The sequence below is a fragment of the Tabrizicola sp. genome (genome assembly GCF_030373185.1).
In the GTDB taxonomy this organism is placed as follows: Bacteria; Pseudomonadota; Alphaproteobacteria; order Rhodobacterales; family Rhodobacteraceae; genus Tabrizicola.
Map to the genome: position 1 here is coordinate 1 of NZ_JAUCZH010000013.1, position 26,433 is coordinate 26,433.

Consider the following 26,433-nt stretch of genomic DNA (forward strand, 5'->3'; position numbering starts at 1 on the left):
GAAATGGGATCATCATATCCCAGTTGGTGGACCACTTCAGGGGGGGCACTCCAACATCCTCGGGGCTGAACAGCAGCACACAATTGGCGGGCGCGCGATCCCGACCGGCGCGCCCTGCCTCTTGCAGGTAGTTTTCCAAGGAGCCCGGAATGTCGCCATGAACGACCAGCCGGATATCGGGCTTGTCGATCCCCATGCCAAAAGCGTTGGTCGCGGCGATCACCCGCAACTGGCCGGTGCGAAACGCCTCTTGCACATCGCGCTTTCGGTCAGGCGGCAGACCCGCGTGGAAGAAATCCGCCGCCAGCCCCTGCCCTTTCAGGAACTCAGCCACCTTTTCCGTTGCACCGCGCGTGGCACAATAGACCACGGCGCCCGATGCACCCTCGGGCGGCAGGTTCGCCTCGATTGCCGACAGGATATCGGTGAGCTTCGTCGCTTTTTGCGTGGGCAGCACGGCAAAGGACAGGTTGGTGCGCACTGCACCCCCATCCAGCAGAATCAGGTCCACGCCGAGGCGCGTCTGGAAGTGGTCGCGAATGTCGCGCACCACCTCGGGCTTGGCCGTGGCGGTCAGGCAAAGCACCGGCGCAGGGCTATCGCCCGAGAATTCCTTGATGAAGCGGCTGACATAGCGGTAGTCGGGACGGAAATCGTGGCCCCATTTGCTAACGCAATGCGCCTCGTCCAGCACCCACAGCCCGACCTCGCGCTGTTGCAGCACGGTGCGGATCGACGGTGACCGCAACTGTTCCGGCGAGATCAGCAGCATCGCCGCATCGCCCATACGCACCTTTTCCAGCGCGTCATGACGTTCGGGCAGCGACAGCATGCCGTTGACGGTGACCACCGCCGATATTCCAGCCCGCGCCAGCCCCTGCACCTGATCGGCCATCAGCGCCACCAAGGGCGAGATCACGACTGTCAGCGCCCCGGTCTTGTCGAACCGAGACAGCGCCGGGATCTGATAGCAGACTGATTTGCCTGTACCGGTGGGCAAGATGCCCAGCACCGACTTGCCCGCCATCGCTTCGGCCACAATCCGCTCCTGCAACGGGCGGCCCATGTCATCGACAGGCTGCGGGCGGAAGGACGGAAAGCCGAACCAGCGTTCGAGGGCGGCGTTGGGGTTGTTCTTCTCGGCGCACCAAGCACAACCCGGATCGCCGCAATTGGTGTCGCGCAAGTGCCGCACGATCCGCCCCGCCTGCGGAAACTGCATCCGCACCCAGGGCGGCATGACCGAGTCCCCGCCTGCGACAGAAATCCACGACAGCGCATAGGCCATCGGCCAACCATTGCGCGGATCGGACAGGCGGCTAAGGGTCTGGTCCAGCCGGTGATCGCAGGCGCGGCCGTCCAGCAGGCGGCGGATGGCGGCATGGGCCGCTGCTTCACCGGGTGCAGCGCCGCGCAGGAATTGGAACAGCGCATCGAACCCAGCCGAGGCTTCGCCCCGTGTCGTCAGATGGTGATAGGCCAGCAAGGCATCTGGCACCTCGTGCCCCAACCGGGTGAAGGCCGCAATCTGATCCGCCAGAACCTGCAGCGCCAGCCGCGCGTCCTGTTCTGGGTCATTAACATGCCCGACCTGCAGCCGCCCGTCTTGATAATGCTTGACCAGATGGTGGTAGGGATTGCGCGGAAAGGCCAAGGGGTTCAGCCACAGCGTGTCCACCGGAGCCGCACCCAACCCCGCCAGCCGCGCCCGGTTGGCTACCAGATGCGGCAGATCGTGGCGCAGGATGTTGTGACCCACCAGATGCGCCGCCCCGTCACACAGCGCCTCGAGCCGGTCCAGCGCAGGTTCAATCGCTGCCCCTTTGTGAGCCAAAGACCGCTCTTCCCGGACTGCGGCAAAGGCAAAGATCCGCGCAGATTTCGGGTCGACCTCCAGATCAACCGAGACGCAGCACGATAAAAAAGGGGCGGGGTCAAAGGTCAAACGTCAGACATCCGAATTCCAAGGGCCAACAAAGGCTTCCAAGCCATTGATAACCTTGTCACCAGGATTCGATAGCCTCAGATTTCAGCCGCGAGTAGCTTTTCGGTATCGGCAGGCGCTTCCTGCAGCCGTGCCGCATTGCGACCACTCCGAACTGCAGACTGCTTCCTCAAAGTGTGCTTGCAAGCATGACCAACTGTCCGCGCCGCAGGCTGGATCGCTAAACACTAGGCTGGTTGGCCGATCCGATACACCCTGCCCCGAGCGTCTTCTTTTGCAGAAACCACGACCAGCCCCAGCTTCTTGCCCAGCGCTCCCGACAGAGCACCACGAGCGCTATGCGCCTGCCACCCCGTCGCGGCGACGATCTCCTGCATCGTGGCTCCTTCAGCCCGCCGCAGCATGGTGATCAGCAGCGCCTGCTTTGTTCCTGTGCGCAACGTAAGGTTTTTCGCCTCAGACTGGGCATTGGCAACGCCACAGCTCGCCACTCTTGTCTTTACCACCACCGGTTCGATCCCGATGGCGAGCAATCCTGCCTTAGTAACCGCCAGCGTGGTACCGTGCCCATCGCCCGTTTCGCGCCAGAGCGGCTCATTCCGGCGCACATTCGCGTCGACCTCCTGCAGCCAGCCGTGTTCGATCATCTTCGTGACAGCCATCTTCGCCGCCGCCCCGGCCAACCCCTTGGGCATCGGCAAGGCAATGTTGTCAGGGCGCTGGGCACCAGCGGTCAAGACGGTGGTCTGGGTTTCCGTCAGCTTGATCATGGCGGGTTCCTCCTATTGGTCATGCTGGACAAGGAAGGCTTTGAGGCGCGACAACAGGTCGTTGTGACCGTCGGCATTGGCCTCGAGGATCACATCACGATCGTCGTCGCGCTCCAGATCGGCGATCTCGCGCAACAGGGCGATGGCGTGGTCGCAGGCGGTGAGGCGTGCGCCCTCCCACATAGCGGTGATCGCGTCCTGTTCGATCTGGTGGCGCTGAGCGGGATCAATCGGCATGTTCGCCCTCCTTGAAGGCACTGTCGGTGATCTGGCGCAGCAGACTGGCGTAGTGGTTCAAGGAGCCGACATGGCCCCAGTTGATCTCGTCGGGGTGGGTCTCGAAGTGGTCGTCGCTCAGGGCCTTCAGCCGCTCCAGCATCGCGTCGATCTGGAACTTGGTGGTCATGAAGGCGTCGAGGGCTTTGGCGTTATCAGTCGAGCGGCGGGTGGTCATGGCCAGTGTCCTGTGGGTGAGGCGCATCGTTTTCGTGTCAGCACCATTGCTCTAATCGGGCCGCATTCGTAGAAAAATCCGCATTTAAATTATAGGCATACCGCCTCTTGAACCTCTACGACGCAAGTCTCCAGCAGTCAGGACGGGATGCCAAACTTCAAGCCCGGGGCTTTCTTGTCGGACCGAATGGGCGTGGAAGGTTCAGCCATTCGCCGGGGCTCAATCCTCCATGAGTGTTTTGCTTTTGTCGGCAAACACACATGACCGGCGACGGAGTATTTGCGCTCTTGGCGCGGTATGGGCGGTAGCGGGTCTTGGTCTTGTTGGAGCCAGACGAAAGTCTAGGGCCTTGAAGTTCATGCCAATATCAGCGCACTATGCCAGCATGACTGCGTTCGCAACGCTCTTTGCCCGCTTTGCCGTGGTTGCGGCATTCGCCATCGCGCTTACGGCGACTGGCTTTGGCCATCGCATTCCTTCGCAAGCAGATGCTGCCGAACAGGCCTACGTGCTGGCAGGTGGCGATCTTGCCGATATCTGCGGCGATATCGACGGGGATGGCCTGCCCGACCATGCCGACTGCCCGGCCTGTCAAATCGTCGCAACGGCAGACCTGCCTGCTTCGAACCTGACCCTTCATGATGCCGACTTGGCCTTTGTCGCCAAGGTTGTCGCGCCGCGCGAAAGCCGTGCGGTGCGCACGGTTCTTGACCCTGCACGCGGGATGCGTGCCCCTCCTCTGGCCTGATCGCGTTTCTCTCGAACCCGATCAACCCGGGCGCATGACCGCGCCCCAGCCCTGAGGCAAATCCCATGACCCGTTTCGCATTCGCGGCGCTAGCCGCCCTTGTCGCCACCCCCGCGCTGGCCGACATGACTGTTTCGATCCCCTTTGCAGCCGAAATCGGCGGCAAACCGTTCTCTTGTGCCGAGACTTTTGCTGGGCTGGGCAGCACGTTGGCCGAGGTTCAGGCCGTCGACTACCGCCTGTTCGTTTCGGAAGCCGCGCTGATCAAGGCCGATGGCAGCCTGCAGCCCATCGCGCTGGAGCAGGATGGCCAATGGCAGTTGGCGGGCCTTGCGCTTCTGGACTTCGAGGATGCCAGCGGCGCCTGCGCCAACGGCACGGCGGGCGTGAACACCACGCTGCGCGGCACGGTGCCGGACGGGGACTATACCGGCCTTACCTTCACCATCGGCGTGCCCTTTGCGCAAAACCACGTGGACCCCACGGTGTCGGCGGCCCCCCTGAACACCACCGCGATGTTCTGGAACTGGCAAGGCGGCTACAAGTTTGTCCGGATTGATCTCGTGCCGACCGCGATGATGGGCATGAAGACCGAGGCCGCGACGGATGCCGGTGCGGGCCATGGCAATGCCAAGGGCTGGTTCCTGCATCTGGGGTCCACCATGTGCGACGCGGCGTCGAAGACCGAGGCACCGAAGTCCTGCGCCAATGAAAACCGCGTGGCGATCCGGCTGGATGGGTTTGACCCAGCAGCGAACACCGTCGTCATCGACCCCGCGCCGGTGCTAGCCGAGGCGGATCTGACGGTGAATGCCCCCGAAACCTCGCCCGGTTGCATGTCCTTTCCGAAGGATGCCGATTGCATGACGGTGATGGGCAAGCTGGGCCTGCCCTACATGGATGTGCCCGCCGGGACCCAGTCCCTGATTTCTATGCGCTGACGCCATGCGCCGCCCCGTGATCGGGGCGGCGGCCTGCCTGCTGGCCGGGGCGGCCTTTGCCCTGGAAACCGGCTACGACTGGCCGCTGCCCGACTGGATGCCGCCGCCGCCCGTGCCCGCCGACAACCCGATGTCGGCGGAGAAGGTGGAGCTTGGCCGCCACCTCTTCTACGATGCGCGCCTGTCGCGCGATGGCACGGTGGCCTGCGTGTCGTGCCATGTGCAGGACATGGCCTTCACCGATGGGCGTGCGGTCGCAGTCGGCATCAACGGCTCGACCGGGGCGAAGAACGCGCCGGGTCTGGCCAATGTCGGCTATCTGCCGGTCCTGACCTGGGCCAACCCGCATATGGACAGCCTGGAGTTTCAGGCGCTGATCCCGATGTTCGGCGAGAACCCCGACGAGATGGGCAGCGTAGGGCAGGAAGACGCGATCTTCGCTGCCCTGACCGCCGACCCGTTCTATGCCAACGCTTTCCCGGCAGCCTTCCCGGAGCGCCCCGCACCAGACCTTTACACGGTCACCCGCGCCCTGGCCGCGTTCCAGCGCAGCATGATCTCGGTCAGCTCTCCCTATGACCGCTTCAAGCGAATGGGCGAAAAGGATGCCCTGTCCGATGCCGCCAAACGCGGCGAGCAGTTGTTCTTCGACCACAAGTTCGAATGCTATCACTGCCATTCCGGTGTGCATTTCACCGACACGATCCAGACCGCCCTGATGCTGGAAGGTGAGGTTGGCTACCACAACACCGGGCTTTATGCCGACTACCCCGCCGCAGCACCCGGGCTGATCGAAATCACCGGCCGTTCGCAGGATGCTGGACGCTTCCGCACACCGTCGTTGCGTAACGTCGCGGTGACGGCCCCCTACATGCACGACGGGTCGATTCCCGACCTGCGCGGTGTGATCGAGCATTACGCCAGCGCGGGCCGCGCCGATCACCCGATGAAGGACGGCATGATTCAGGGCTTCAAAGCCTCCGAGGCGGAAATCGCCGACCTTATCGCTTTTCTCGAAAGCCTGACGGATGAGGAGTTCCTCTCCGACCCCCGGCTTTCGGACCCCTGGCCGGAAGGGCACCCGGCCAGTGTGACACGACAGATGCCTTGAAGAACCACAGGAAAGGGAACCACAATGAAACTCTCGCTGATCGCTGCAGCCGTGCTGGCCATGTCTGCTACTGGGGCACTTGCCCATGCCACGCTGGAAAAGGCTGAAACCGCCCAAGGAGCGGGCTACAAGGCTGTCCTGCGGATCGGCCACGGCTGCAATGGCGAAGCCACGCTGAAAGTCCGGGTGCAGATCCCCGAAGGCGTCATCGCGGTCAAGCCGATGCCCAAGGCGGGCTGGACGCTGGAAACCGTGAAAGGCCCATACGAGAAGGAATATGATTACTTCGGCTCCAAGCTGACCGAAGGCGTCAAGGAAATCGTCTGGACCGGCGAACTTCTGGACGAGCACTACGACGAGTTCGTCTTCAGCGCCCGGATGACCGACGCCTTTGCTGTCGGCTCGATGGTCTACTTCCCGACCGTGCAGGAATGCGCGAACGGGGCTGAACGCTGGATCGAGATTCCGGCCGAAGGACAGGACCCGCATGATCTGGAAGGCCCGGCCCCGGGCGTGAAGATCATTGAAGCCGGCCACGAGCATTGAGGAAAGATCAGATGACATCCGTTCCAGATCTTGATCTGGCCGAAGACCGCGCCCCGCGCGCGGTCAACCGGCTTTATTTCGCGGCATGGCGCTGGCACTTCTATGCCGGTCTTTATGTCATTCCGTTCCTCTTGATGCTGGCGATCACAGGGCTGATCATGCTTTGGGTCAGTTCGGTCACCGAACTGAACGGTGAGCGGGCCTATGTGGCTGTGGGAGAAACACTTCTGCCCGTCAGCCAATTGCAGGCCGCTGCAGAAGCAGCCGTTCCGGGTGGGGCGGCCACGCAATACATCTCGCCGATGGGGGCAGACCGGGTTGCAGCCTTTGCCGTGAAGGTCGGTGAAGACACGACCGGTGTGACTGTGAACCCCTATACTGCCGAGGTAGTTGAGACCTTCCCCTGGCGCGCAGGTTGGTATGACTTTGCCACCGATATCCATGGCACCCTCCTGATCGGCAACACCGGAGACTGGCTGATCGAGGCGGCCGCCAGCCTTGCGCTGTTGCTGACCGTGACGGGCATCTACCTGCACTGGCCCCGCAATGGCGCCACATGGGGCAAGAGCCTGACGGTGCAAACGGCAGCGAAAGGACGCGCCTTCTGGAAGTCGCTGCATGGCGCAGTGGGCCTCTGGGTCAGTGTCGTGCTGGTGATCTTTCTGATCTCGGGTCTGTCTTGGGCCGGGCTCTGGGGAGCCAAGTTCGTGCAAGCTTGGAACACTTTTCCGGCTGAAAAATGGGATGCGGTGCCGCTCTCAGACGCCACCCATGCCGAGATGAACCATGGTGCTGCGAAAGAGGTGCCCTGGACGCTGGAACAGACGCCGATGCCAGAGTCCGGTTCGCTTGCTGGAATCGCCGCCGTCGCGGGGCCGGTGACCATCGACAGCGTAACCGGCTTTGCCGCAACGCTGGGCTTTGACCGCCGCTTTCAGCTGAACCTGCCGGGCGACGAGAAGGGTGTATGGACGATCAGCCATGACAGCATGTCGAACGACGGGCCAAGCCCCTCGGCGGATCGCACCATCCACATTGACCAGTATACCGGCAACGTGCTGGCCGATGTGCGCTATGCCGACTACTCGGTCTATGCCAAGGCCATGGCCTGGGGCATTGCCTTTCATGAGGGCGATCTGGGGGCATGGAACCTCGCACTGAACACGCTGTTCTGCCTGAGCCTTGTGCTGGTGTCGGTCTCGGGGGTGGTAATGTGGGTCAAGCGCCGCCCTACCGGCGCGCGTCTTGGTGCACCGCCACGGCCTGAGGACATCCCTTATGCGAAGGGTGCGCTTCTCATCACGCTCGCCATGTCGCTGGCTTTCCCGATGCTGGGCCTGACCCTTCTGGCTGTCATCGTCCTTGACCTTCTGGTCCTGTCAGCCGTGCCGCCCTTGAAGCGCGCGCTCAGCTGAACCGAACACGACCTTGCAGGGGGAGGCGTCCCGTAACCTGCAAGGCCGTGCCTTGGCCCTTCATTCCCGTGGGGCTTAGGTCGACTGCCCCCGTCCGGGTCTTGCACTCGGCGGGGGTCCTTTTTTTAGTCTAGGGAAGTCTCGGATGAAATCCACCAGCATTGCAGTCATAGCGTTCGCCCTGATGATGGGTGTCTCTTGTCTGCTGTGGGCTTCTATGGCCCATGCCCATGCCGAGTTTCGCGGCAGCCTTCCCGTGCAGGACAGCCTCCTCGACGCGCTGCCTGCCGAGGTGCGGCTGGAGTTCTCGGAACAGGTCGGCGTCTTGGCCCTGACCTGGCGCCTGCCGGACGGGCGCGAAGTCGAGGCGTTGGGCGAGACCGGTGCGACGTCCCTGACCGTGGCCCCCCCGCCCGAGGCCGGGCGTGGTACCTATGTGCTGCGCTGGCGCGTGGCATCTGCCGACGGGCACCCTGTGGCCGGATCACTGGTGTTTTCGCTGGGTGAGGTTACAGGGGCTGCGCCCGCCGCGGTGGAACGGACCGCGCTTGTCATCGTGGCCTTGCGTGCCGCCATGGTGACGGCGTTGGTCTTGTCGGTTGGGGCTGCTGTGTTCACCGCTTCAGTTGCCCCGGTTGGTGCGCGCATGGCGCGGCTGGCTTTGGGCATGGCCGTGCTGGTGTTGCCCTTCGGGTTGCTCTGGCTGGGGGCCGAAGGGTTGGATCGGCTGGGCCTGCCCCTGTCGGCGCTGCCGCAAGGCGGGGTCTGGGCTGAGGCCATTCGGTCGCCTGTTCTTTACACCGTCTTGCTGGCCGCAAGCGCCGCCGTGCTTGCGGTCGCTGCCCTGCTGGCCCGGGCGTGCACGGCTGCGCTGGCGGCCCTTGGACTGGCGGCCCTGTCCTTCCTAGCCTCGGGCCATGCCCTATCGGCACCGACGTCCGTCGCCTTGCCTTTGACCGCCCTGCATGGCGGTGCGATGCTGTTCTGGGTCGGCTCGCTGATCCCGCTGGCGTCCGCGCTGACCCCGCTTGATGCCCCGGCCCGCGCTGCCCTGTTGCGCCGCTTTTCGCGCCCGGCCTTGGCGGCAGTTCTGGTGTTGATCGGCTCTGGCGTCGGGTTGATTTTGATCCGGCCATTGCAGATGGATACCCTGTCCTCCCCATGGGCGCGGCTTCTGGGGGCCAAGCTGGCCTTGGTGGCCGTGATGCTGGCGCTGGCGGCCTGGCACCGGGCGCGGGCCGTGCCGATGGTGGCGCGCGGGCAAGCGGCACCTGTGCGCCGGACGGTTCGGGCAGAGGCTGCCCTTGGCCTGGTCGTGCTGTGCCTTGCCATGGGGTTTCGCCTGGCACCACCGCCAGCCGCCCCGATGGCGGATCCGCCCCGCGTGCATATCCACACGACAAAGGCGATGGCCGATGTCGTGCTATCGGCCGGCCCTCCGGGTGCGGTCACGATTGACCTCTTTCTGGCCGATGGCGATTTTGGCCCGCTCGACCCGCAAGAGGTGCGCCTTGCCCTGACCGATCCCGCTGCCGGAATAGGCCCGCTGACCGTTCAGGCGAACCGGCAAGAGCCGGGGCACTGGACCACCCCGCCCGTCATCCTGCCAAGCCCCGGCCCGTGGCAGGTCAGGCTGGTGCTGCTGGTCACCGATTTCGAACAGGTCACCCTGTCGGGCGATCTGGTGGTGAAAGGCCCAGCAGAATGACGCAACCACAGCCGACCCGCCCCGGTGAAGTCTTGCTGGACCTTGACCCGGCGACAGTCGAAGGGCCGACGCTTGCCTTCATTGGGCGCATCGGGTCGCCCTGGACGAAGGGCAACAGCCCCAAGAACCTGCGTGAGGCGCGGGCGGCGGGGGGGCAGCTTCACGGTTCAGATCGACCCGCCCTATCGCGCGGGCCTGCTGGGCCTGTCGGCAGGGGATGCCATCGTCCTGTTGTATTGGATGCACGCAACCCGCCGTGATCTGATCGTTCAATCCCCCGCGCATCGCAATGGACCGACAGGCACCTTTGCCCTGCGCTCGCCTGCGCGCCCGAACCCCATTGCTTTGGCCATCGTCCGCCTTTTGGCGATTGAGGCCGAGGGCGGGCATCTTACTGTTGATGCAATCGATGCCTTTGACGGCACACCCGTCCTGGACATCAAACCGTGGTTGGCATCGATCGATTTACCAACGGGATACGAGCCCTGAGTGCGCGCTTGTCACTTCGCGGCGAAGGCGCGGCTCGACACCTGAACAGCGTTGCCGGACGGATCTTTAGCATTGGCAAAAACGTATCCATCGGCTTGGTGGAGATTGCCGAACTCGAGACCATTCGCCCTTGCGGTTGCGCAGAAAGTCACGACATCCTCGACGTCGAACACCAGTTTTACCATGACTTGTCCTTCTTTCTGCGAAACGGCTGCCGGGTGCAAAAGGATGGTCATACCTGAGATGGGTGATGTCAGCTCCACCAGGCGATCCACTGGATCGCGCCGCACAAGGTATCCGAAGTGGCCTGCGTAGAACGCCGCCATCTGCTCGATCTTCTTGGTATAGAGGATGATCCGTCCAAGCTCTGGAAACATGGTTTCGGCCTTCGTCCGTTCGCACTGCACCTTCGTTTAGCACGAACAAGCGGCGATTGTTCGCCTTGTGGCCTCCAGCCGTCTCAGATCACCTGCATCGCAGGCTTGACCTTCAGCACCTCAAGACTTTCCAGCAGCACGTCGCGCGGCAGATCGCGGCCGATGATGACCACGCGGCTTGTCTGGTCTTTGCCGGTCCAGCGGGAAAGGCGCACGGGTGGGTCGATGATGTGTTGCACGCCGTGGATCACGAAAGGGGTGTCAAATCCGTCGGCCCAGATCACCGCCTTCAGCCGCAGGATGTCAGGTCCGCAGGCGGCGATCAGGGTCTCCATCCAGATGTCCAGCATGATCGGGTTTATGGGCGCGTCAAAGACCATCGAAACGGATGTGATCCGGTCATCGTGATGCGCCGCCGGGGCTATGGCGGTCATCATGCTGGTTGCGGGAGGAGGGGTCATGCCGAAAAGGCCATAACTGGGGCCTGAGTTGGCAAACGGGGCGCTGGGTTTAGTCACAGCGGGCAGCGGCAGCGAGGACAGCGCATAGGCGGTTGCGTTGACCCAGGCCTCAGCCTCGGGCAGTTCGCCGCCCATGTCGGGCGCGCCGTGGCCGAACAGGTCGGCGATGGGGACCGCTCCTTGACTGGAAGTGACAATCTTCGCCCCCGGTGCCAATGCCGCCAGACGGGCGCGGAACGTCGCCGCCTGTGACGGAGTGACGAGGTCGGTCTTGGACAGGACCAGCACATCGGCCATCGCCACCTGCTGAACGCTTTCAAACCCCCTATCCAGCGTGGTGGGGCCGAGCGCAGCATCGCAAACGGTCACCACGCCATCCAGCCGCAGCGCCGCGCCAAGGCCGGGCGTCACGATCAGCGTGTGCAGAATGGGGGCGGGATCAGCCAGACCGGTAGTTTCAATCACGATGCGGTCAAAGTCCAACTTGCCCGCGCTGCGTTTCTCGAACAGCCCCTCCAGCGCCTGCACCAGATCGCCGCGCACCGTGCAGCACATGCAGCCCGAGGACAGCAGCACCGTCTCTTCGGTCGTCTCGATGATCAAGTCGTGGTCAAGGCCAACGTCGCCGAACTCGTTCACCACCACGGCGATGCGACCCGCCGAAGCATCGCGCAAAAGCGCGTTCAGAAGCGTGGTCTTTCCGGCGCCGAGGTAGCCGGTGATCAGGGTCAGGGGGATGCGTTGTGTCATGCTGCTTACGTTATGTTATACTATAACTTATATCCGCCAATGACCCCCTGAAAGCAACCCCCGATGACCGTGACCTTCGCCCCACGTATTTTAGTTCAGGACGTGGAAGAGGGGCATGCGCTTGCCCCGCGCTTTCCGATGGGTGGGCTGATGCCTTGCGTGACGACCGATGCGGGCGACGGCGCGGTGCTGATGATCGGCTGGATGAACGCCGAGGCCTTGCGACTGACGATCGAAACCGGTGAGGCGCATTACTTCAGCCGCACCCGGCAGGCGGTCTGGCACAAGGGCGCGACCTCCGGGCTGATCCAGCGTGTGGTCGAGATGCGGATCGACGACGATCAGGATGCCCTTTGGCTGGCGGTTCAAGTGTCAGGATCGGGCGCCTCGTGCCATGTCGGCTACCGGTCCTGCTTTTACCGCGCTGTGCCATTCGGGGCCGAAGCAGGCGAGCCGTTGCGGTTCACCGAGGGCGAGCGGCGGTTCGATCCGGTTGCCGTCTATGGTGACGCCCCCAACCCTACGGTGCTATGATGGCGCATGCGGCAGGTGAACTGACCCCAAATCAGGCACAGGTGCTGGGCCATTTGCGCCAAGCCAACGCGCCCTTGACCGCCTATCAACTGCTGGGCCGGATGCAGTCTGACCGGGGTGCTGTTGCCCCACCGACAGTTTACCGCGCGTTGAAAGGGCTTGAGGATGCAGGCCTGATCCGCCGGATCGAGACCCTGCGCGCATGGGCCCCGGTGGCCGCCATCAGCCCCGGCGTGGTGGTGATCTGCGATGACTGCGGCACCGTCCGCAGCATGCAGGCCCCGGACGTTGTGGAAAGCTTGCACCTGCGCCTTGCCGCCGAGGGCTTTGCCGAGGCGCGCCAGACCATCGAAGTGCACGGCCGCTGCGGCGGCTGTGCGGAGGGTCAGAGATGAGGCGCGACCTGTTGCTATCTGGTGCCGCCGTCCGGCTGGCTTTTGCCGTTGCAGTGTCGGGGATGCTGTGGCTGGGCCTTTGGCTGGTGGTGGGCTGACCCATGGCACTGGCAATCCGTGACCTGACCCTTGGCTATGACCGGCACCCGGCGGTGCATCACCTTGACCTTGACCTGTGCCCCGGCAGTCTGACGGCGATTGTCGGGCCGAACGGAGCTGGGAAATCGACACTGCTTAAAGGGTTGATGGGGGAATTGCCGCCACTTGAGGGCCGGATCGACCGCACCATCACCCGCATCGCCTATCTGCCGCAGCTTTCGGAAGTCGACCGCAGCTTTCCCCTTTCAGTTCAGGCTTTCGTCGCAATGGGCCTTTGGCACCGGACCGGGGCCTTTGGCGGGCTGTCAAAGGCCGACCTCGCCCGCGTAGCCGACGCATTAGCCGCCGTGGGCCTGGCCGGATTCGACCGCCGTGGGATTTCGGCGCTGTCGGGGGGACAGATGCAGCGGGTGATGTTCGCGCGGCTTCTGTTGCAGGATGCCGAGCTGATCCTTCTGGACGAGCCCTTTACCGCTATCGACAGCCGCACCGCCGGTGAGCTTTTGCAGATCGTCAAGCGCTGGCATGGCGAGGGGCGGACGGTGATTGCGGTGCTGCATGACATGGAAACCGTGCGGCAGCATTTCCCCGAAACGCTGCTTCTTGCGCGGGAAAAGGTGGCGCACGGGCCGACGGCACAGGTGCTCACCGCCGAGAACCTCTTCCGCGCGCGGCAGATGTCCGAAGCCTTCGACGACATGGCCCCCATCTGTGAACGGGGCGCGGCATGAACTGGCTGATCGACCCCTTCGCCGAGTTCGTATTCTTGCAGCGCGCTTTGTTGGGCTGTATCGCCATCTCGCTGGGTGCCACCCCGGTCGGCGTCTTCCTGATGCTGCGCCGCATGAGCCTGACGGGCGACGCGATGGCCCATGCCATCCTGCCGGGGGCAGCGGTGGGGTTCCTGATCTCGGGCCTCAGCCTCGGCGCGATGACCATCGGAGGCATTGTCGCGGGGCTGCTGGTCGCCGTCCTGACCGGCCTTGTCGCCCGCGTCACCGCCCTGCGCGAAGATGCCTCGATGGCGGCGTTCTATCTGATTTCGCTGGCGCTTGGCGTGCTGCTGGTGTCGTTGCGCGGGTCGAATGTTGACCTGATGCATGTCCTGTTCGGCACGGTGCTGGCGCTGAACAACGATGCGTTGATCCTTTTGTGCTCCATCACCACGCTGACGCTGGTGACGCTGGCGCTGATCTTCCGCCCCCTTGTCCTCGAATGCGCCGATCCGCGTTTCCTGCGGTCGGTCAGCGGGTGGAGCGGGCCGGTGCATTTCATCTTCCTCGCTCTTGTCGTGGTGAACCTCGTTGCCGGGTTTCAGGCTTTGGGCACTCTGATGGCGGTGGGGATCATGATCCTGCCCGCCGCCGCAGCGCGGTTCTGGTCCGACAGCATCGGCGGCATGATGCTGGCCGCCGTGATCACCGCCCTTGTTGCTTCGGTCAGCGGGTTGCTGGCCAGCTACCACGTGGGCCTGCCCTCGGGCCCCGCGATCATCCTCGGTGCCGGGATCATCTATCTTCTGTCGCTCTGCTTTGGCCCGGTCGGCAGCCTTGCCGCGCGCTACTGGCCGCGCCCTCATCTCTCCTCCTGAAAGGATACACCCATGATTACGCGCCGCTTTCTTCTGGCCACCGCCGCTGCCCTCGCCTTCACCGCCCCTGCATTTGCGGAAAGCAAGCTGAAGGTCGTCAGCACCTTCTCGATCCTGACCGACATCGTCGCCAATGTCGGCGGTGACCGGGTGGAGATCACCACCCTTGTCGGCCCCAATGGCGACGCGCATGTCTATCAACCCTCGCCCGCCGATGCCGAAGCTGTGGCCGGGACTGCGGTGATCGTGGCCAACGGGCTGGGGTTCGAGGGATGGATGGACCGGCTGGTCGAGGCTTCAGGCACCAAAGCCACGATCGTCATCGCATCCGATGGGATCACCCCCATCGCCTTTGGCGAAGAGGAGCATGACCACACCGAGGGCGAGGCGCATGACCACGATCATGAGCATGCCGAAGGTGAAGCACATGACCATGACCACGCCAAGGAAGAGGCCGGGCATGAAGGCCACGACCACGGCGCATTCGATCCCCATGCTTGGCAAAGCGTGACCAATGTCGCGCTTTACGTTGGCAACATCGAACGCGGACTAGCTGCTGCCGATCCCGCGGGCGCCGAGACCTTCAAGGCCAATGCCGCCGCCTATTTGGCAGAACTCGATGCGCTCGATGCCGAAATCCGCGCCGCTTTCGCCGCCCTGCCGGAAGACCGCCGCACGGTGGTCACCTCACACGATGCCTTCGGCTACTTCGCCGCCGCATATGGCCTGACCTTCGTCGCGCCGCAGGGTGTATCGACCGAGGCCGAAGCCTCGGCACAGGACGTGGCCGCGCTGATCACCCAGATCAAAGGCGAGGCCATCGGCGCAGTGTTCGTTGAAAACATCGCTGACCCCCGCCTTCTGGACCAGATCGCGTCCGAGACCGGGGCCAAGATCGGTGGCACGCTTTACTCCGACGCGCTGTCAGCCGCTGACGGCCCCGCTGCCACCTACTTGACCATGATGCGCCACAACCTGTCACAACTGACAGCTTCGCTTGGCCAATGACCGACACAGTTGATGTGGCCATCATCGGCGGCAGCTTTGCGGGGCTGACAGCAGCCCTGCAACTGGGCCGGGCCAGCCGCCGCGTGGCGGTCTTTGATACCGGGCGTCCGCGCAATGCCGCCTCTGCGGCGGCGCATGGCGTGCCGGGGTGGGACGGGCGCGCACCGGGCGAGATCCTGGCCGCCATCCGGCGCGACCTTGCCGCCTATCCAACTGTATCGGTGCATGAAGGGGCCGTGACCGGGCTCGACGGCAAGATCGACGCCTTTGCCCTGACGACCGCCACAGGCGCCATCATCGCCCGCCGCGTTATCATCGCCTGCGGGATGACCGATACGCTGCCAGCCATCACCGGTCTGGCCGAGGGCTGGGGCAAATGGGCGCTGCATTGTCCCTATTGCCACGGCTATGAGGTGAAGGGTCGCCCGCTGTCGATCCTGGGGCGGGGGCAGATGGCCTTGATGATGGCGCGGATGCTGCGGACTGACTGGTCTGCCGACGTGACCGTGATCGCACATGACGGTGACTGGGCCCCCAATACAGAAGCCGATGCTGCCGCCTTTGGCGTGACGCTGCGGTGGTCGCCACTGGTCCATGCGGCCCCCGAAGGCGACGGCGCGCGGCTGACGCTTGCGGATGGCAGCGACCTCTTCACCGCGGGTCTGTTCCTGCATGGCGAAACCCGCTTTGCCGCCCCCTTCGTGGCCGGTCTGGGGCTGGCCACCCTGCAAGGGCCAACCGGCCCCTACCTTGTCACGAGCGATTTCAAGGTGACCAGCCGCGCGGGCATCTTTGCGGCAGGCGACATCACGCGGCCCGCCGGTGTCGTCACGCCTGCCCTCGCTGACGGCGTCATCGCTGGAACGGCAGCACATCAATCCCTGCTCTGGCCCGAGCGCTTCCCCCCCATCACGGAGTCCCGACCATGAACGCACAAGTTCCCGTCACTGTCCTGACCGGCTTTCTGGGTGCCGGAAAAACCACGCTTCTGAACCGCATCCTGACCGAGCCGCATGGCAAGAAATACGCCGTCATCATCAATGAATTCGGCGAGACCGGGATCGACAACGAGCTGGTCATCGACGCCGACGAAGAGATCTTCGAGATGAACAACGGCTGCATCTGCTGCACCGTGCGCGGCGATCTGATCCGCATTCTGGCCGGGTTGATGAAGCGCAAGGATTTTGACGGCATCCTCATCGAAACCACCGGCATGGCTGACCCCGCCCCTGTCGCGCAGACCTTCTATGTCGATCAGGACGTGGCCGAGAAGACCCGCCTTGATGCCATCGTGACGGTGGTCGATGCGGTCAACCTTGCGACCCATCTGGACGAGGCGCATGAGGCGGCCGAGCAGATCGCCTTTGCCGACATCATCCTTCTGAACAAGGTCGATCTGGTGGATGCCGCAGCGCTGGCGACGGCCGAGGCCCGTATCAAGTCGATCAATCCTTACGCAAAGATCGTCAAGACCGAGAAATGCGGCGTGGCGCTGGATCAGGTGCTGGGTCTTGACGCCTTCAGCCTGGAGCGGGTGCTGGAAATCGAGCCGGATTTCCTCAACGAAGACCACACGCATGAGCATGAGGAAGATATTACTTCGGTCTCGCTGTCCTCCGACACACCACTGGACGAAAAGAAGTTCCAAGCCTGGTTCGGCAAGCTTCTGCGCGAACATGGGCAGGATATCCTGCGGTCCAAAGGCATTCTGGACTTCAAAGGGCAAGATGAGCGGTTCGTGGTCCATGCCGTCCACATGCTGACCGACGGCGCGCCGCTTGGGCCTTGGCCCGCAGGCAAGCCGCGCGGATCAAAGCTGGTCTTCATCGGCCGCGACCTTGACACCTTCGGGCTGGCAGAAGGCTTCGCGGCCTGCAAGGCCGCCTGATGCCGGTGCTGGAGCGGCACGATCCGCTTGCGCCGACCCGGATCGAACAAGGCGGGCGCACGTTCGACATTGATGCCGTGCCCGTGGCGGTGGCGGTCGTGGGCGATACGGCCTTTACCGCATGGGGCGACGGGTGTTTGCGCGCCTTCCGTCCCGGCGCCGAGCCCGAGGTGTTGCACGTTCACAAGGGTGCAGCGCTGTCGATGGTGGCGGAGCCTTCGGGCGCAATCCTGACCGGGGGCGATGATGGCCGGTTCTGCCGTATCTCGAAGGATGGCGTCACAGATTTGGCCGAGTTTCCCTGCAAATGGGTCGATCATGTCGCGGCAGGTGCGGGCGAGGTCTTTGCCTGCTCGGTCGGCAAAGAGGTCCATCTTTGGGACGGCGCGCGGCGCGAAGTGCTGGAAGCGCCCTCCACCCCCGGCGGGCTGGCCTTTGACCGCAAGGGCGGGCGGCTGGCCGTGGCGCATTATGGCGGTGTTACGATCTGGGCGCGCGACAAACGCGGCTGGAAGCCCACCGCGTTGAAATGGGCAGGCAGCCACACTGCCGTCTGCTTCAGCCCCGATGACCGCTTCGTCATGACCCGCATGCAGGAAAACGCCCTGCATGGCTGGCGCTTGCGCGACAAGGCCGACCTTCGCATGTCGGGCTATCCGACCAAGGTGAAGGGCTGGGCTTGGGCTGGTAAACTACCCTGGCTTGCGACCACCGGCGCGGATGAGGCGATCCTGTGGCCCTTTGACGGGGCGCAAGGCCCGATGGGTCGCGGCCCGATGCAACTGGCCTGGGGCGGGCGCGGCTATGTGACCGCGATCTGCGCCCTGCCGGGGCATGAGGCGGTGCTGGCCGGCTACTCCTCGGGCGCGGTGATCTTCTCCGAGATCGACCAAATCGCCGAACCCCGCGCCGTCAAGCGCCCGACCGGAGCACCGATCACCCTGCTGGCAGTCACGTCGCTGACCGGCTGGCTGCTGGCGGCCGACGAACAGGGCGGGGTCCTCTGGGCACCCTTGGGGTCGGGCTGATGCTGGGCCTCTTCAACCGCCGTCCCCGCCCGGACGCTGAAGCTGTGGCGCGATTAAAGGCATGGATCTCTGATCTCATGTCGCTTGGTGACCGGGACCACATCGCCATCGCCGAACTTGCCTGTCACGAACCCGGCTGCCCCGATCTGGAAACCGTAGTGACCGTCACCCTCGCCGACCGCCGCCGGTTTGTGCTGCGCTTTCCGTCTTCGGTCGCCGAAGTCACTGAAGCGCAAGTGCAATCGCTGAAATCGAGTGTCCCGGCCCCTTGACCAGCTTTGTCCACCTGATCGAGGGCGACAGCGCCGAGGCCCGTCGAGCGCGCATTGCGGACCTTGCCCGCTCTTCGCGCAATCCTCCCCTCATCCTGACTGAAACGGGCGATGTCCCCTGCACCCCGCTTGACTGGCTGATGGGCCCCGGCTGCACCTGCTGCTTGCCTGATAGCCATCCGCGCCAGCGCCTGTTGCGTGCGGCCTCGCAACCGCTGGCAATGCGCATCCTCATAGACGCAGGCCCGCCCGCCGTGGCTGACCGGATCATCGCTATCTTGCGGGCGATGCCGGTGCGGCTGCATCTCAATCTGGTGGCCGCTCAAGATGTAAAAGGTGCTGCGATGGATACCAACCCCTTGACCCCGTCAAGATGTGCGCAGGCATTCAACCCGCGACTTTGCCAATCCGCTGAAGTACTGAGCGGCACCTTGCCTGCAGAAATGGCCCGAAAACTGCGCAGAGCCCATTCCACGGCCTGATCCGTGGTTGGAAGTGCAGAAGAAAAGGAAGACTCCATGATCCTCGACATGACCTTTGGCACCAGCGACCTCGCAAAAGCGATCCGCTTCTATGACGCCGTATTTTCAAGCCTTGGCATTGACCGCGCGCCAGATTGGCCTGACGGCTGGGCGGGATGGGGCGACGCTTATGGCGAGGGATCAAGTCTTTGGCTCTGCCCCCCGTATGACGGCAAGCGACCCACCGCCGGTAACGGCACGATGGTCACGCTCTTTGCCAAAACGGCAAGAGAAGTGAACGACTTCCATGCCGCAGCACTCGCGCATGGCGGCAGTGATGAAGGGAAACCCGGCACACGGCCCTATTACGATCCGACATTCTATGTGGCCTATGTGCGGGACCCAGATGGCAACAAGCTGGCCTGTGCCTTCCTCCATTACCGGCCAGAATAAGGAAAAGGCGGTATCTTGATCGACCGCTGGTCGCAGCTCCATCTTGCAGTCGGTGCGCGACAGGATAATCTGGCCCCACGGTTGGCAGACACCGAGGCGTCGCTGCTCCGCAAGGAGAGCTAAAGCTGCCATAAGACAAGAACGGCATCGCATTTATCAGGGCGCCGTTTCGTCAAGTCAGCGACCGACGGCACGGCAAGGCGCCCGATGTGGATGCACAATGAAAAAGACGCCAGTTCCGCTACTCGCGGACGATATCACAAGCTTTTCACGCGCTTTGGCCCGACAGCTTGGCCCGACCAGTCCTCCTCACCTTCTCCTGATGAACATGCTTGCCCGGGCGGCAGGATTTCAGAATCTGCAGCACATGCAGGCGCAGAATGCGGCGGCCATTCGACTGGGTCGGCCCACCAAGACCCCATTGCTGGATGCGCGTGCGGTCGAGCAGGCCCTGAACCAGTTCGATTCAAGCGGCCGCCTTCGTCGCTGGCCCGCAAAGCGAACTGTGCAGACTCTCACCCTTTGGGCGCTTTGGGCCGTTTTCCCGGCCGGGACGTCGTTGTCAGAGCGTGACGTCAACACGCTGCTTCTGCCCGAGCACCTGTTTGGTGATCCCGCGACACTTCGGCGCACCATGATTTCCTGCAAACTGCTGACCAGAAAATCGGATGGCACCGATTATCGCCGGATCGAACGTGAACCGCCGGCTGAAGCCAAAGCTGTTATTCATGCACTGACCTCGCTTCGTCGTGCCCGCTCGCCGATGATCGAGGCGAATAGCCATGCATAGCGGCTCCTGCCTATGTGGGGCGGTGCGGTTTACGGTTAGGGGTGACCTATCGGCGCCCAACGCCTGCCACTGTCTGGCGTGCCGCAAGCAGACCGGGCATTTTCTTGCTTCGGTTGGTGTCCCCAGAACCTCGCTTAGGGTCGAAGGCGAAGCCGACGTAAAGTGGTATCAGTCGTCCGAGAAAGTCCGGCGCGGCTTCTGCCGGGTTTGTGGATCAACTCTGTTCTGGGACCCGATCCACCACGACTGGACGGCAATCGCCATGGGCGCATTCGACAGAGCTACCGGAACTTCGCTTTCCCTGCATATCTTTGTTGCAGAGAAGGGTGACTATTACGAAATCCGGGACGGACTGCCCCAGAACCAACACTAGCCTGACGGCCTTCCTTGCCAGGACACGGCAAGGAAGGCCGTCTCAATGCGGTAGTCCGCAGTCGCCGTCCTCTTCCTCGGGCAGGTCGATCACCAGAAGCAGCCGCGTCTCGCCCGTTCCCGCGATCGGGGGCGAGCGGTGGAGGAGCCCGCAGTCCTCGCCCGGCCAGAGGGTACCGCGAAAGATGGCTGCGTCGCCTGTGCAGAGGGCCCGCACTTGCGTGACCTCTGTCTGTCCAGGCGCAAGGCCGAATTCAGTGCCATGGCCGCGATAGCTGCACAAGAGTCGCGCCACCACCCGGTCGCAGTGGAACTTGCGGCAGGCATTGGTCTGGATCACATCTAGCCGAAGCTGCACGTAGGGCGTGGCCATGATTGTACCGAACCGCAGGGCGAGGGCCGCCACATCGGCGGCGAGAAGATCCCGCTGTGGTGAGGCTGCAAGGCCCGAATTGTCGCAGGCCGCTTGAACCTCCGCCGCGACATCGGTGACAGGCAGCGCTTGACGCAGGCGGGGGAGGTGATCTGGCGAAAGGCTGTCGATCCAGGCGGCAAAGTCCGGATCGCGCTGCCGGCGCCATAGCGTTGCCGCGACACCCGGGTCGTGGATGCGATCAAGGCCGTCCGCGTGGTCAGAGGCGGCCACCCAGACAGCGCGCGGGCGGGGTTTGCGAAGCGCGCCCGTCATGCCGCCTTCGCATTCCATTGCGGGAAAGGATCGGGAAGCTTGGTCCACGCTTGCGGGGTAAAATCACAGGTGGTGACAAGGGCTGCGTTCACCGCGGCGCAGATTGCCTCGCGGTCAAGGTCCGCGCCGATAAACACGATCTCTTGCCGACGGTCGCCCCAGGGTTCGGCCCATTTCGAGGCAATCTCGGCCTGCGCCTCGGGGTGCTTGGGCAGCCGTTCAGCGGGGACCGAAGCCCACCAGCGCCCCAGGGGCGTGACCGAGGACATGGCCCCTGCCAAGCTGAACTCAGCCACCCAATCGGGCCGCGTGGCGACCCAGAAATGCCCCTTGGCGCGGATCACACCCGGCAGGGGACCATTCAGCACGGCATGGATTTTGGCCGGATCAAAGGGTTCGCGAGCGTGGTAGACGAAAGAGGAGATCCCGTATTCCTCGGTTTCCGGCGTGTGGTTGGCGAAGCCATAAAGCTCCTTGGCCCACATCGGATGTTCGTGCGCGGTGTCGAAATCAAAGAGCCCTGTGTCGAAGATCTGATTCGGGTCCACGCGCGAATGGCTGGTCTCGATCACCTTTGCATCAGGGTTCAGCGCCCGGATGATCTTGCGGGCGGCATCGACCTGGGAGGGCGTGGCGTCACCCACCTTGTTCAGCACGATGACGTCGGCGAATTCCATCTGCTCGGTCAGCAGGTTCACGAGGCTGCGCGTATCCTGATCACCAAGGCTTTCGCCCCGGTCGGCCAGAAAATCATGGCTTGAAAAGTCACGCAGCAGGTTCACCGCATCCACGACTGTGACCATTGTATCCAGCCGCGCCACATCTGACAGGCTGACGTCATTCTCATCGCGAAAATCAAAGGTCGCGGCGACGGGAAGCGGCTCGGCAATGCCGGTGCTTTCGATCAGCAGATAGTCGAACCGCCCCTCGGATGCCAGCCGCCGCACCTCGGTCAGAAGATCATCGCGCAGGGTGCAGCAGATGCAGCCGTTGGTCATCTCGACCAGCTTTTCTTCTGACCGGCTCAGTTCGGCCCCTTCGCGGATCAGGTCGGCGTCGATGTTCACCTCGGACATGTCGTTGACGATCACCGCCACGCGGCGGCCGTCGCGGTTGTTCAGGACGTGGTTCAGAAGCGTGGTCTTCCCGGCCCCCAGAAAGCCGGACAGGACGGTGACGGGAAGTCGGGGGTCGGTTTGGCTAAGGGGCATGGCTCACTCTGTTATGTTATACTATAACAAATCTACTTAGAGCGAATCAGAAGGAACTGCAATGTCGTTTGGCGGGTGTGCCCGGTCGGAATGCGGATTGACCACGCCCACAGGAGGCGGCATCAATGCACATGATGGTTCCCGGCCAAACCACGCGCGGCCGGGTGAAAAGGGAATACGGTGTGGTGTAGGCATTAGCCGCCAATTCCGTGACTGCCCCCGCAACTGTAAGCGGCGAGCGACCCCCGATGCCACTGGCCTTTTACAGGCTGGGAAGGCGGGGAAAGCCCAGACCCGCGAGTCAGGAGACCTGCCATCGAAGTCAGCAACCACCGGGCGGGGTGCCCCGGAAGGAGTCTTCGATGGACGATAGACCGCGGCGGCCTGTGGGCACGCCTGCTTATTCCGTGGCGCAATCGGCGCCGCATCAGATCTTGGTATGCAAGGCCTGCAAGCACAGGGGCAGCAGTTGCGCGCCGGGCTTTGCCCTGCTGAAAAGGCTGCGCGCGGTCATTGCGGCAGCCGGTCTTGGTCATGAATTCGAAGTGTCCGGGACCGCCTGCCTTGCAGGCTGCGTGCCGGACCATGGCGGGCCTTGCGTGGTTGGCTGGCGGGCCAATGCCAAGGCGACCTGGCTGTTTGGCGATATTGATCCGGCCCAGCCGATTGATGATCTTGTGGAATTCTCTCGCCTTTATGCAGCTCTGGACGATGGCTGGATGAGTGGCCGAGACTGCCCCCCGCGCCTCTGCGACAACACGCTGGCGCGGATTCCGGCGGCGTTGATCGTCACCCGCGAAGGGGCGATCCAGTGACCGCCCCCGCCTATGCTGTCGAACTGACCGGGGTGTGTTGGGGCCCGAAAGGGCGCCAAGATATCCTGTCGGACATCAGCTTTGCCGTGCCGCAGGGCCAGATCATGGCAATCTGCGGCGCGAACGGAGCGGGTAAATCTTCACTGTTGCGGCTGATCTATCGCCATCAGGCCCCGAGCAAAGGCGTCGTGCGGCTGATGGGCAAGGATATCTGGCTGATGGGCGCACCCGAGGCCGCGCGCAGCCTTGCCGCCGTGTTACAGGAACAGCCCACCGATTTCGCCCTGACCGCGCGTCAGATCGTGGCGCTTGGCCGCCTGCCGCATCGGCGGGGCTGGGGCGCGGGCCTTTCCACCGCCGGGGCCGAAGATGCCGCGATCATCGAGGCCGCCATCCTGCGGATGGACCTGCACGGTATGGCCGACCGCGCCTTTGGCACGCTGTCGGGGGGTGAGCGTCAGCGGGTGATGGTGGCCCGCGCGCTTGCCCAACAGCCGCGCGTGATCGTGCTGGACGAGCCGACCAACCATCTGGATATCCGCCATCAACTCGAACTTCTGGCGCTGCTGAAGGGCCTTAGCCTGACCGTCATCGCCACATTGCATGACCTGACCCTTGCCGCAGAATTCTCTGAACGCGTGCTGATCCTGCGCGATGGCCGCGTCCTCGCCGATGGACCGCCGGATCAGGCGCTATCCGAGGCCACCCTTGCCGATGCGTTCCACGTCAAGGCGCGCATCGACCGAACCGGGCCTTCCCCCCGTTTTTCCTTCCATCTCTGACCCAAAGGACCAACCATGATCCGTCTCTCTCTCCTTTCGCTGCTGCTGTCCGCAACGACTGCCTTTGCCTATCCCGTCACCGTGAAAAGCTGCGACCGCGAGGTAACGTTCGACGCCGCCCCGACCCGCGCCATCTCGAACGATGTAAACCTGACCGAAATGATGCTTGTCCTGGGGCTGCGCGACACGATGGTTGGCTATACTGGCATCTCCGGCTGGAAGACGCTGGACGAAGAAATGCGCGCGGGCGTGGCCGAACTGCCGGAACTGTCGGCCAAATACCCCACCAAGGAAGTTCTGGCCGGAGCGGAGCCTGACTTCTTCTTCGCGGGTTGGAACTACGGCATGAAGGTGGGCGGCGAGGTCACGCCCGAGACGCTGGAACCCTTGGGCATCCAGACCTATGAGCTGACCGAAAGCTGCATCCATATCGGCCCTAAGGCCAAGTCGAGCATGGATGATATGTATGCCGACATCCTGAACCTTGGCCGCATCTTCGGGGTCGAGGCAACGGCCGAAGATCTGGTCGCGGGCTGGAAAGCACAGCTGGCAGAGGTGACGGCGGGCGTGGATCGCAGCTCGCCGTTGCGGGTGTTCGTCTACGACAGCGGTGAGGAAGCGCCCTTTACTGCGGGTGCCTACGCCATGCCCACCGCGCTGATCGAGGCGGCAGGCGGTGTCAACATCATGAATGATCTGGAGAAAAGCTGGGGCGAAATCGGCTGGGAGCCGGTGGTGGAACGCAACCCCGAGGTGATCGTAATCGTCAACTACGGTGATGTGACGGCCGAACAGAAGATCGCCTTCATGAAGGACAACCCCGCTTTCACCAATATCGACGCGGTGAAGAACGACCGTTTCGTCGTGCTGGAATATGTCGAGGCGACCCCCGGCCCCCGCAACATCAAGGCGGTGGAAAAGCTGGTCGCAGGCTTCTGGGGGCAGTAGTCCATGGTTGACGCCACCGCCCCCGCTTCGCTGGCCCGCAGGATCGGGACGGGTACCGGCATCGCCCTTGTGGCGAGCCTCCTGCTGCTTGTTTCGGTCGTCGTGGCGGTGTCGGTGGGGGCGGTGGCTGTTCCGCTGGCGACGGTCTGGGGCGTGGCGTTGGACCGTATTCTGCCGGGCATCGTGACCCCGGACTGGACGGCGGGCCGCGCCAACATCATCTGGGAAATCCGATTTCCCCGCGTGGTGCTGGCCGGGCTCGTCGGGGCGGGGCTTGGGCTGGTGGGGGCGGCGTTGCAATCGGTCACGCGCAATCCGCTGGCCGACCCGCATCTGCTGGGTATCTCGTCGGGCGGAGCCTTTGGCGCGATTGCGGCGCTGTTGCACACGGGGCTGTTCCTTGGGCTGCTGACCGTGCCGCTGATGGCCTTTGGCGGCGCGCTTGCTGCGACGGTTCTGGTGCTGGGGGTTGCGCAGCTTGCGGGGGCCACCAGCGCCGACCGGCTGGTGCTGGCGGGGGTGGCAGTCAGCTTTGTCATCATGGCCTGTGCCAATATCCTGATCTTTCTGGGCGATCCGCGCGCCACGCATACGGTGGTGTTCTGGATGCTGGGCGGGCTTGGCCTCGCCCAATGGAGCCATCTGATCTGGCCGCTGGCCGTGCTGATCCCCTGCAGCCTCTGGCTTTGGGCGCAGGCCGGGCGGCTGAACGCCATGAGCCTGGGCGACGAGACGGCCGCGAGCCTCGGCATCGAGGTCGGTCGCTTCCGTCTGACGGTCTTTGTCGCGGCCGCTATGATCACCGGGGTGATGGTGGCGTTCTCCGGCCTGATTGGCTTTGTCGGCCTCATGATGCCGCATCTCGTGCGGCTGGTCGTCGGGGGGGACAATACTCGCGTCCTGCCCGGATCGGCCGTTGCTGGGGCTGTCTTCCTGATCTGGGCCGACGCCGCCGCGCGCGTCGTGATGGCCCCGGAAAACATGCCGATCGGTGTCGTCACCGGCTTGATCGGCGGCGTGTTCTTCATCTGGATGATGGCGAAGCGGCGGTCATTCGCAGTTTGACTATCGAACGTCTTGATTGCCGATCAGCGCGCCAAGCTATCACCACAGTGTCCGACATCCATCGTGCACACTATCCGCCCCCTGCGCTTCGCGGCAGGGCGGTCAGTCTGGCCGCTTACTCGCGATTTGCTGAAAGTCTGAATCAAAAGAGCCCCCGCTTTTCACGGGGGACTCGTCAAACGTTGACGTGGCGTTGACTCGTTTTGCGCATCGCTATACACAAGCGAAACACTCAACATTTAAGCTTTTGATATCTTGGCGAATTTTGGTTGCGGGGACAGGATTTGAACCTGTGACCTTCAGGTTATGAGCCTGACG

Annotated in this window: 32 protein-coding genes and 1 riboswitch; of the genes, 24 read left to right on the top strand and 8 right to left on the bottom strand. The window is 63.6% G+C overall.

Annotated elements, in window-relative coordinates:
* The 4 genes from QUV21_RS17395 to QUV21_RS17410 all read right to left on the bottom strand — a co-directional run.
* Positions 1-1,834: ATP-dependent DNA helicase RecQ (locus QUV21_RS17395; RefSeq protein WP_300856599.1), on the bottom strand; the 1,834-nt coding region annotated here is incomplete at its 3' end.
* 338 nt (positions 1,835-2,172) lie between these two features.
* On the bottom strand, positions 2,173-2,715 hold the full coding sequence (locus QUV21_RS17400; RefSeq protein ID WP_300856600.1) for a DUF3489 domain-containing protein: 543 nt from the start codon (positions 2,713-2,715) through the stop codon (positions 2,173-2,175).
* Between the two features lie 12 nt (positions 2,716-2,727).
* On the bottom strand, positions 2,728-2,952 hold the full coding sequence (locus QUV21_RS17405; protein ID WP_300856601.1) for a hypothetical protein: 225 nt from the start codon (positions 2,950-2,952) through the stop codon (positions 2,728-2,730).
* Positions 2,942-3,169, bottom strand: a complete 228-nt coding sequence (locus QUV21_RS17410; protein WP_300856602.1) for a hypothetical protein — start codon at positions 3,167-3,169, stop codon at positions 2,942-2,944. The genes QUV21_RS17405 and QUV21_RS17410 overlap by 11 nt, the downstream gene beginning before the upstream one ends.
* Before the next feature lie 358 nt (positions 3,170-3,527).
* Here QUV21_RS17410 and QUV21_RS17415 point away from each other — a divergent pair, with 358 nt between their 5' ends.
* The 7 genes from QUV21_RS17415 (at position 3,528) to QUV21_RS17445 (ending at position 10,127) form a co-directional block, all read left to right on the top strand.
* Positions 3,528-3,917 carry a hypothetical protein gene (locus QUV21_RS17415; protein ID WP_300856603.1) on the top strand — a complete coding sequence of 130 codons (390 nt, stop codon included), beginning with the start codon at positions 3,528-3,530 and terminating at the stop codon, positions 3,915-3,917.
* A gap of 65 nt (positions 3,918-3,982) precedes the next feature.
* The gene (locus QUV21_RS17420; protein ID WP_300856604.1) at positions 3,983-4,858 is read left to right on the top strand and encodes an MbnP family copper-binding protein; all 876 of its coding nucleotides are present in this window, start codon (positions 3,983-3,985) and stop codon (positions 4,856-4,858) included.
* A 4-nt stretch (positions 4,859-4,862) separates the two neighbouring features.
* Positions 4,863-5,969 (top strand): methanobactin export MATE transporter MbnM, encoded by a 1,107-nt coding sequence (locus QUV21_RS17425; protein WP_300856605.1) that lies wholly within the window; start codon positions 4,863-4,865, stop codon positions 5,967-5,969.
* Between the two features lie 24 nt (positions 5,970-5,993).
* Positions 5,994-6,515 (top strand): DUF1775 domain-containing protein, encoded by a 522-nt coding sequence (locus QUV21_RS17430; RefSeq protein WP_300856606.1) that lies wholly within the window; start codon positions 5,994-5,996, stop codon positions 6,513-6,515.
* Positions 6,516-6,526: 11 nt separating this feature from the next.
* Positions 6,527-7,930 (top strand): PepSY domain-containing protein, encoded by a 1,404-nt coding sequence (locus QUV21_RS17435; protein ID WP_300856607.1) that lies wholly within the window; start codon positions 6,527-6,529, stop codon positions 7,928-7,930.
* 145 nt (positions 7,931-8,075) lie between these two features.
* Positions 8,076-9,638, top strand: a complete 1,563-nt coding sequence (locus QUV21_RS17440) for a CopD family protein (RefSeq protein ID WP_300856609.1) — start codon at positions 8,076-8,078, stop codon at positions 9,636-9,638.
* 132 nt (positions 9,639-9,770) lie between these two features.
* Positions 9,771-10,127 (top strand): TrmO family methyltransferase, encoded by a 357-nt coding sequence (locus tag QUV21_RS17445; RefSeq protein ID WP_300856610.1) that lies wholly within the window; start codon positions 9,771-9,773, stop codon positions 10,125-10,127.
* Between the two features lie 11 nt (positions 10,128-10,138).
* On the opposite strand, the gene QUV21_RS17450 is transcribed toward QUV21_RS17445, so the two are convergent.
* Both QUV21_RS17450 and QUV21_RS17455 read right to left on the bottom strand, forming a co-directional pair.
* Positions 10,139-10,504 carry a VOC family protein gene (locus QUV21_RS17450; protein WP_300856611.1) on the bottom strand — a complete coding sequence of 122 codons (366 nt, stop codon included), beginning with the start codon at positions 10,502-10,504 and terminating at the stop codon, positions 10,139-10,141.
* Between the two features lie 83 nt (positions 10,505-10,587).
* Positions 10,588-11,715 (bottom strand): GTP-binding protein, encoded by a 1,128-nt coding sequence (locus QUV21_RS17455; protein ID WP_300856612.1) that lies wholly within the window; start codon positions 11,713-11,715, stop codon positions 10,588-10,590.
* Between the two features lie 63 nt (positions 11,716-11,778).
* On the opposite strand from QUV21_RS17455, the gene hisI reads away from it, so the two are divergent.
* The 13 genes from hisI (at position 11,779) to QUV21_RS17520 (ending at position 20,607) form a co-directional block, all read left to right on the top strand.
* Positions 11,779-12,249 (top strand): phosphoribosyl-AMP cyclohydrolase, encoded by a 471-nt coding sequence (gene hisI / locus QUV21_RS17460; RefSeq protein ID WP_300856614.1) that lies wholly within the window; start codon positions 11,779-11,781, stop codon positions 12,247-12,249.
* Positions 12,249-12,644 carry a transcriptional repressor gene (locus QUV21_RS17465; protein WP_300856615.1) on the top strand — a complete coding sequence of 132 codons (396 nt, stop codon included), beginning with the start codon at positions 12,249-12,251 and terminating at the stop codon, positions 12,642-12,644. Before hisI ends, QUV21_RS17465 begins: the two co-directional genes overlap by 1 nt.
* A 101-nt stretch (positions 12,645-12,745) precedes the next feature.
* Positions 12,746-13,474, top strand: a complete 729-nt coding sequence (gene aztA / locus QUV21_RS17470; protein ID WP_300856616.1) for a zinc ABC transporter ATP-binding protein AztA — start codon at positions 12,746-12,748, stop codon at positions 13,472-13,474.
* Positions 13,471-14,334: a metal ABC transporter permease gene (locus tag QUV21_RS17475; protein ID WP_300856618.1), complete on the top strand. Its 864-nt coding sequence runs from the start codon at positions 13,471-13,473 to the stop codon at positions 14,332-14,334. The genes aztA and QUV21_RS17475 overlap by 4 nt, the downstream gene beginning before the upstream one ends.
* A 12-nt stretch (positions 14,335-14,346) precedes the next feature.
* On the top strand, positions 14,347-15,342 hold the full coding sequence (locus QUV21_RS17480; protein ID WP_300856619.1) for a zinc ABC transporter substrate-binding protein: 996 nt from the start codon (positions 14,347-14,349) through the stop codon (positions 15,340-15,342).
* Positions 15,339-16,271 (top strand): NAD(P)/FAD-dependent oxidoreductase, encoded by a 933-nt coding sequence (locus tag QUV21_RS17485; RefSeq protein ID WP_300856620.1) that lies wholly within the window; start codon positions 15,339-15,341, stop codon positions 16,269-16,271. Before QUV21_RS17480 ends, QUV21_RS17485 begins: the two co-directional genes overlap by 4 nt.
* Positions 16,268-17,230 (top strand): GTP-binding protein, encoded by a 963-nt coding sequence (locus QUV21_RS17490; protein ID WP_300856622.1) that lies wholly within the window; start codon positions 16,268-16,270, stop codon positions 17,228-17,230. The genes QUV21_RS17485 and QUV21_RS17490 overlap by 4 nt, the downstream gene beginning before the upstream one ends.
* Complete coding sequence (locus tag QUV21_RS17495; RefSeq protein WP_300856623.1) at positions 17,230-18,258, top strand: WD40 repeat domain-containing protein; 1,029 nt, start codon at positions 17,230-17,232, stop codon at positions 18,256-18,258. The genes QUV21_RS17490 and QUV21_RS17495 overlap by 1 nt, the downstream gene beginning before the upstream one ends.
* A complete protein-coding gene (locus tag QUV21_RS17500; protein WP_300856624.1) occupies positions 18,258-18,530 on the top strand; it encodes a hypothetical protein in 273 nt (90 codons plus the stop codon). The genes QUV21_RS17495 and QUV21_RS17500 overlap by 1 nt, the downstream gene beginning before the upstream one ends.
* Positions 18,527-19,012, top strand: a complete 486-nt coding sequence (locus QUV21_RS17505; protein ID WP_300856625.1) for a hypothetical protein — start codon at positions 18,527-18,529, stop codon at positions 19,010-19,012. Before QUV21_RS17500 ends, QUV21_RS17505 begins: the two co-directional genes overlap by 4 nt.
* Positions 19,013-19,048: 36 nt before the next feature.
* Positions 19,049-19,444, top strand: a complete 396-nt coding sequence (locus QUV21_RS17510) for a VOC family protein (protein WP_300856626.1) — start codon at positions 19,049-19,051, stop codon at positions 19,442-19,444.
* A gap of 220 nt (positions 19,445-19,664) precedes the next feature.
* On the top strand, positions 19,665-20,234 hold the full coding sequence (locus QUV21_RS17515; RefSeq protein WP_300856627.1) for a DUF2087 domain-containing protein: 570 nt from the start codon (positions 19,665-19,667) through the stop codon (positions 20,232-20,234).
* On the top strand, positions 20,227-20,607 hold the full coding sequence (locus QUV21_RS17520; protein ID WP_300856628.1) for a GFA family protein: 381 nt from the start codon (positions 20,227-20,229) through the stop codon (positions 20,605-20,607). Before QUV21_RS17515 ends, QUV21_RS17520 begins: the two co-directional genes overlap by 8 nt.
* Before the next feature lie 42 nt (positions 20,608-20,649).
* Here QUV21_RS17520 and QUV21_RS17525 read toward each other — a convergent pair whose 3' ends face one another.
* Entirely contained in the window at positions 20,650-21,294 is a 645-nt protein-coding gene (locus QUV21_RS17525) for a DUF1826 domain-containing protein (protein WP_300856629.1), read from the bottom strand.
* Positions 21,291-22,505: a GTP-binding protein gene (locus QUV21_RS17530; RefSeq protein WP_300856630.1), complete on the bottom strand. Its 1,215-nt coding sequence runs from the start codon at positions 22,503-22,505 to the stop codon at positions 21,291-21,293. The genes QUV21_RS17525 and QUV21_RS17530 overlap by 4 nt, the downstream gene beginning before the upstream one ends.
* Before the next feature lie 118 nt (positions 22,506-22,623).
* Positions 22,624-22,838: riboswitch (cobalamin riboswitch) on the top strand.
* A 29-nt stretch (positions 22,839-22,867) separates the two neighbouring features.
* Here QUV21_RS17530 and QUV21_RS17535 point away from each other — a divergent pair.
* From QUV21_RS17535 to QUV21_RS17550, 4 genes are read left to right on the top strand one after another with little or no spacing between them, the layout of a single operon-like run.
* Positions 22,868-23,320: a DUF1636 domain-containing protein gene (locus QUV21_RS17535; protein WP_300856631.1), complete on the top strand. Its 453-nt coding sequence runs from the start codon at positions 22,868-22,870 to the stop codon at positions 23,318-23,320.
* Complete coding sequence (locus QUV21_RS17540) at positions 23,317-24,102, top strand: ABC transporter ATP-binding protein (RefSeq protein ID WP_300856632.1); 786 nt, start codon at positions 23,317-23,319, stop codon at positions 24,100-24,102. The genes QUV21_RS17535 and QUV21_RS17540 overlap by 4 nt, the downstream gene beginning before the upstream one ends.
* A 15-nt stretch (positions 24,103-24,117) precedes the next feature.
* Entirely contained in the window at positions 24,118-25,050 is a 933-nt protein-coding gene (locus QUV21_RS17545; protein WP_300856633.1) for an ABC transporter substrate-binding protein, read from the top strand.
* Between the two features lie 3 nt (positions 25,051-25,053).
* The gene (locus QUV21_RS17550; RefSeq protein ID WP_300856634.1) at positions 25,054-26,115 is read left to right on the top strand and encodes an iron ABC transporter permease; all 1,062 of its coding nucleotides are present in this window, start codon (positions 25,054-25,056) and stop codon (positions 26,113-26,115) included.
* Positions 26,116-26,433 lie beyond the last annotated feature (318 nt).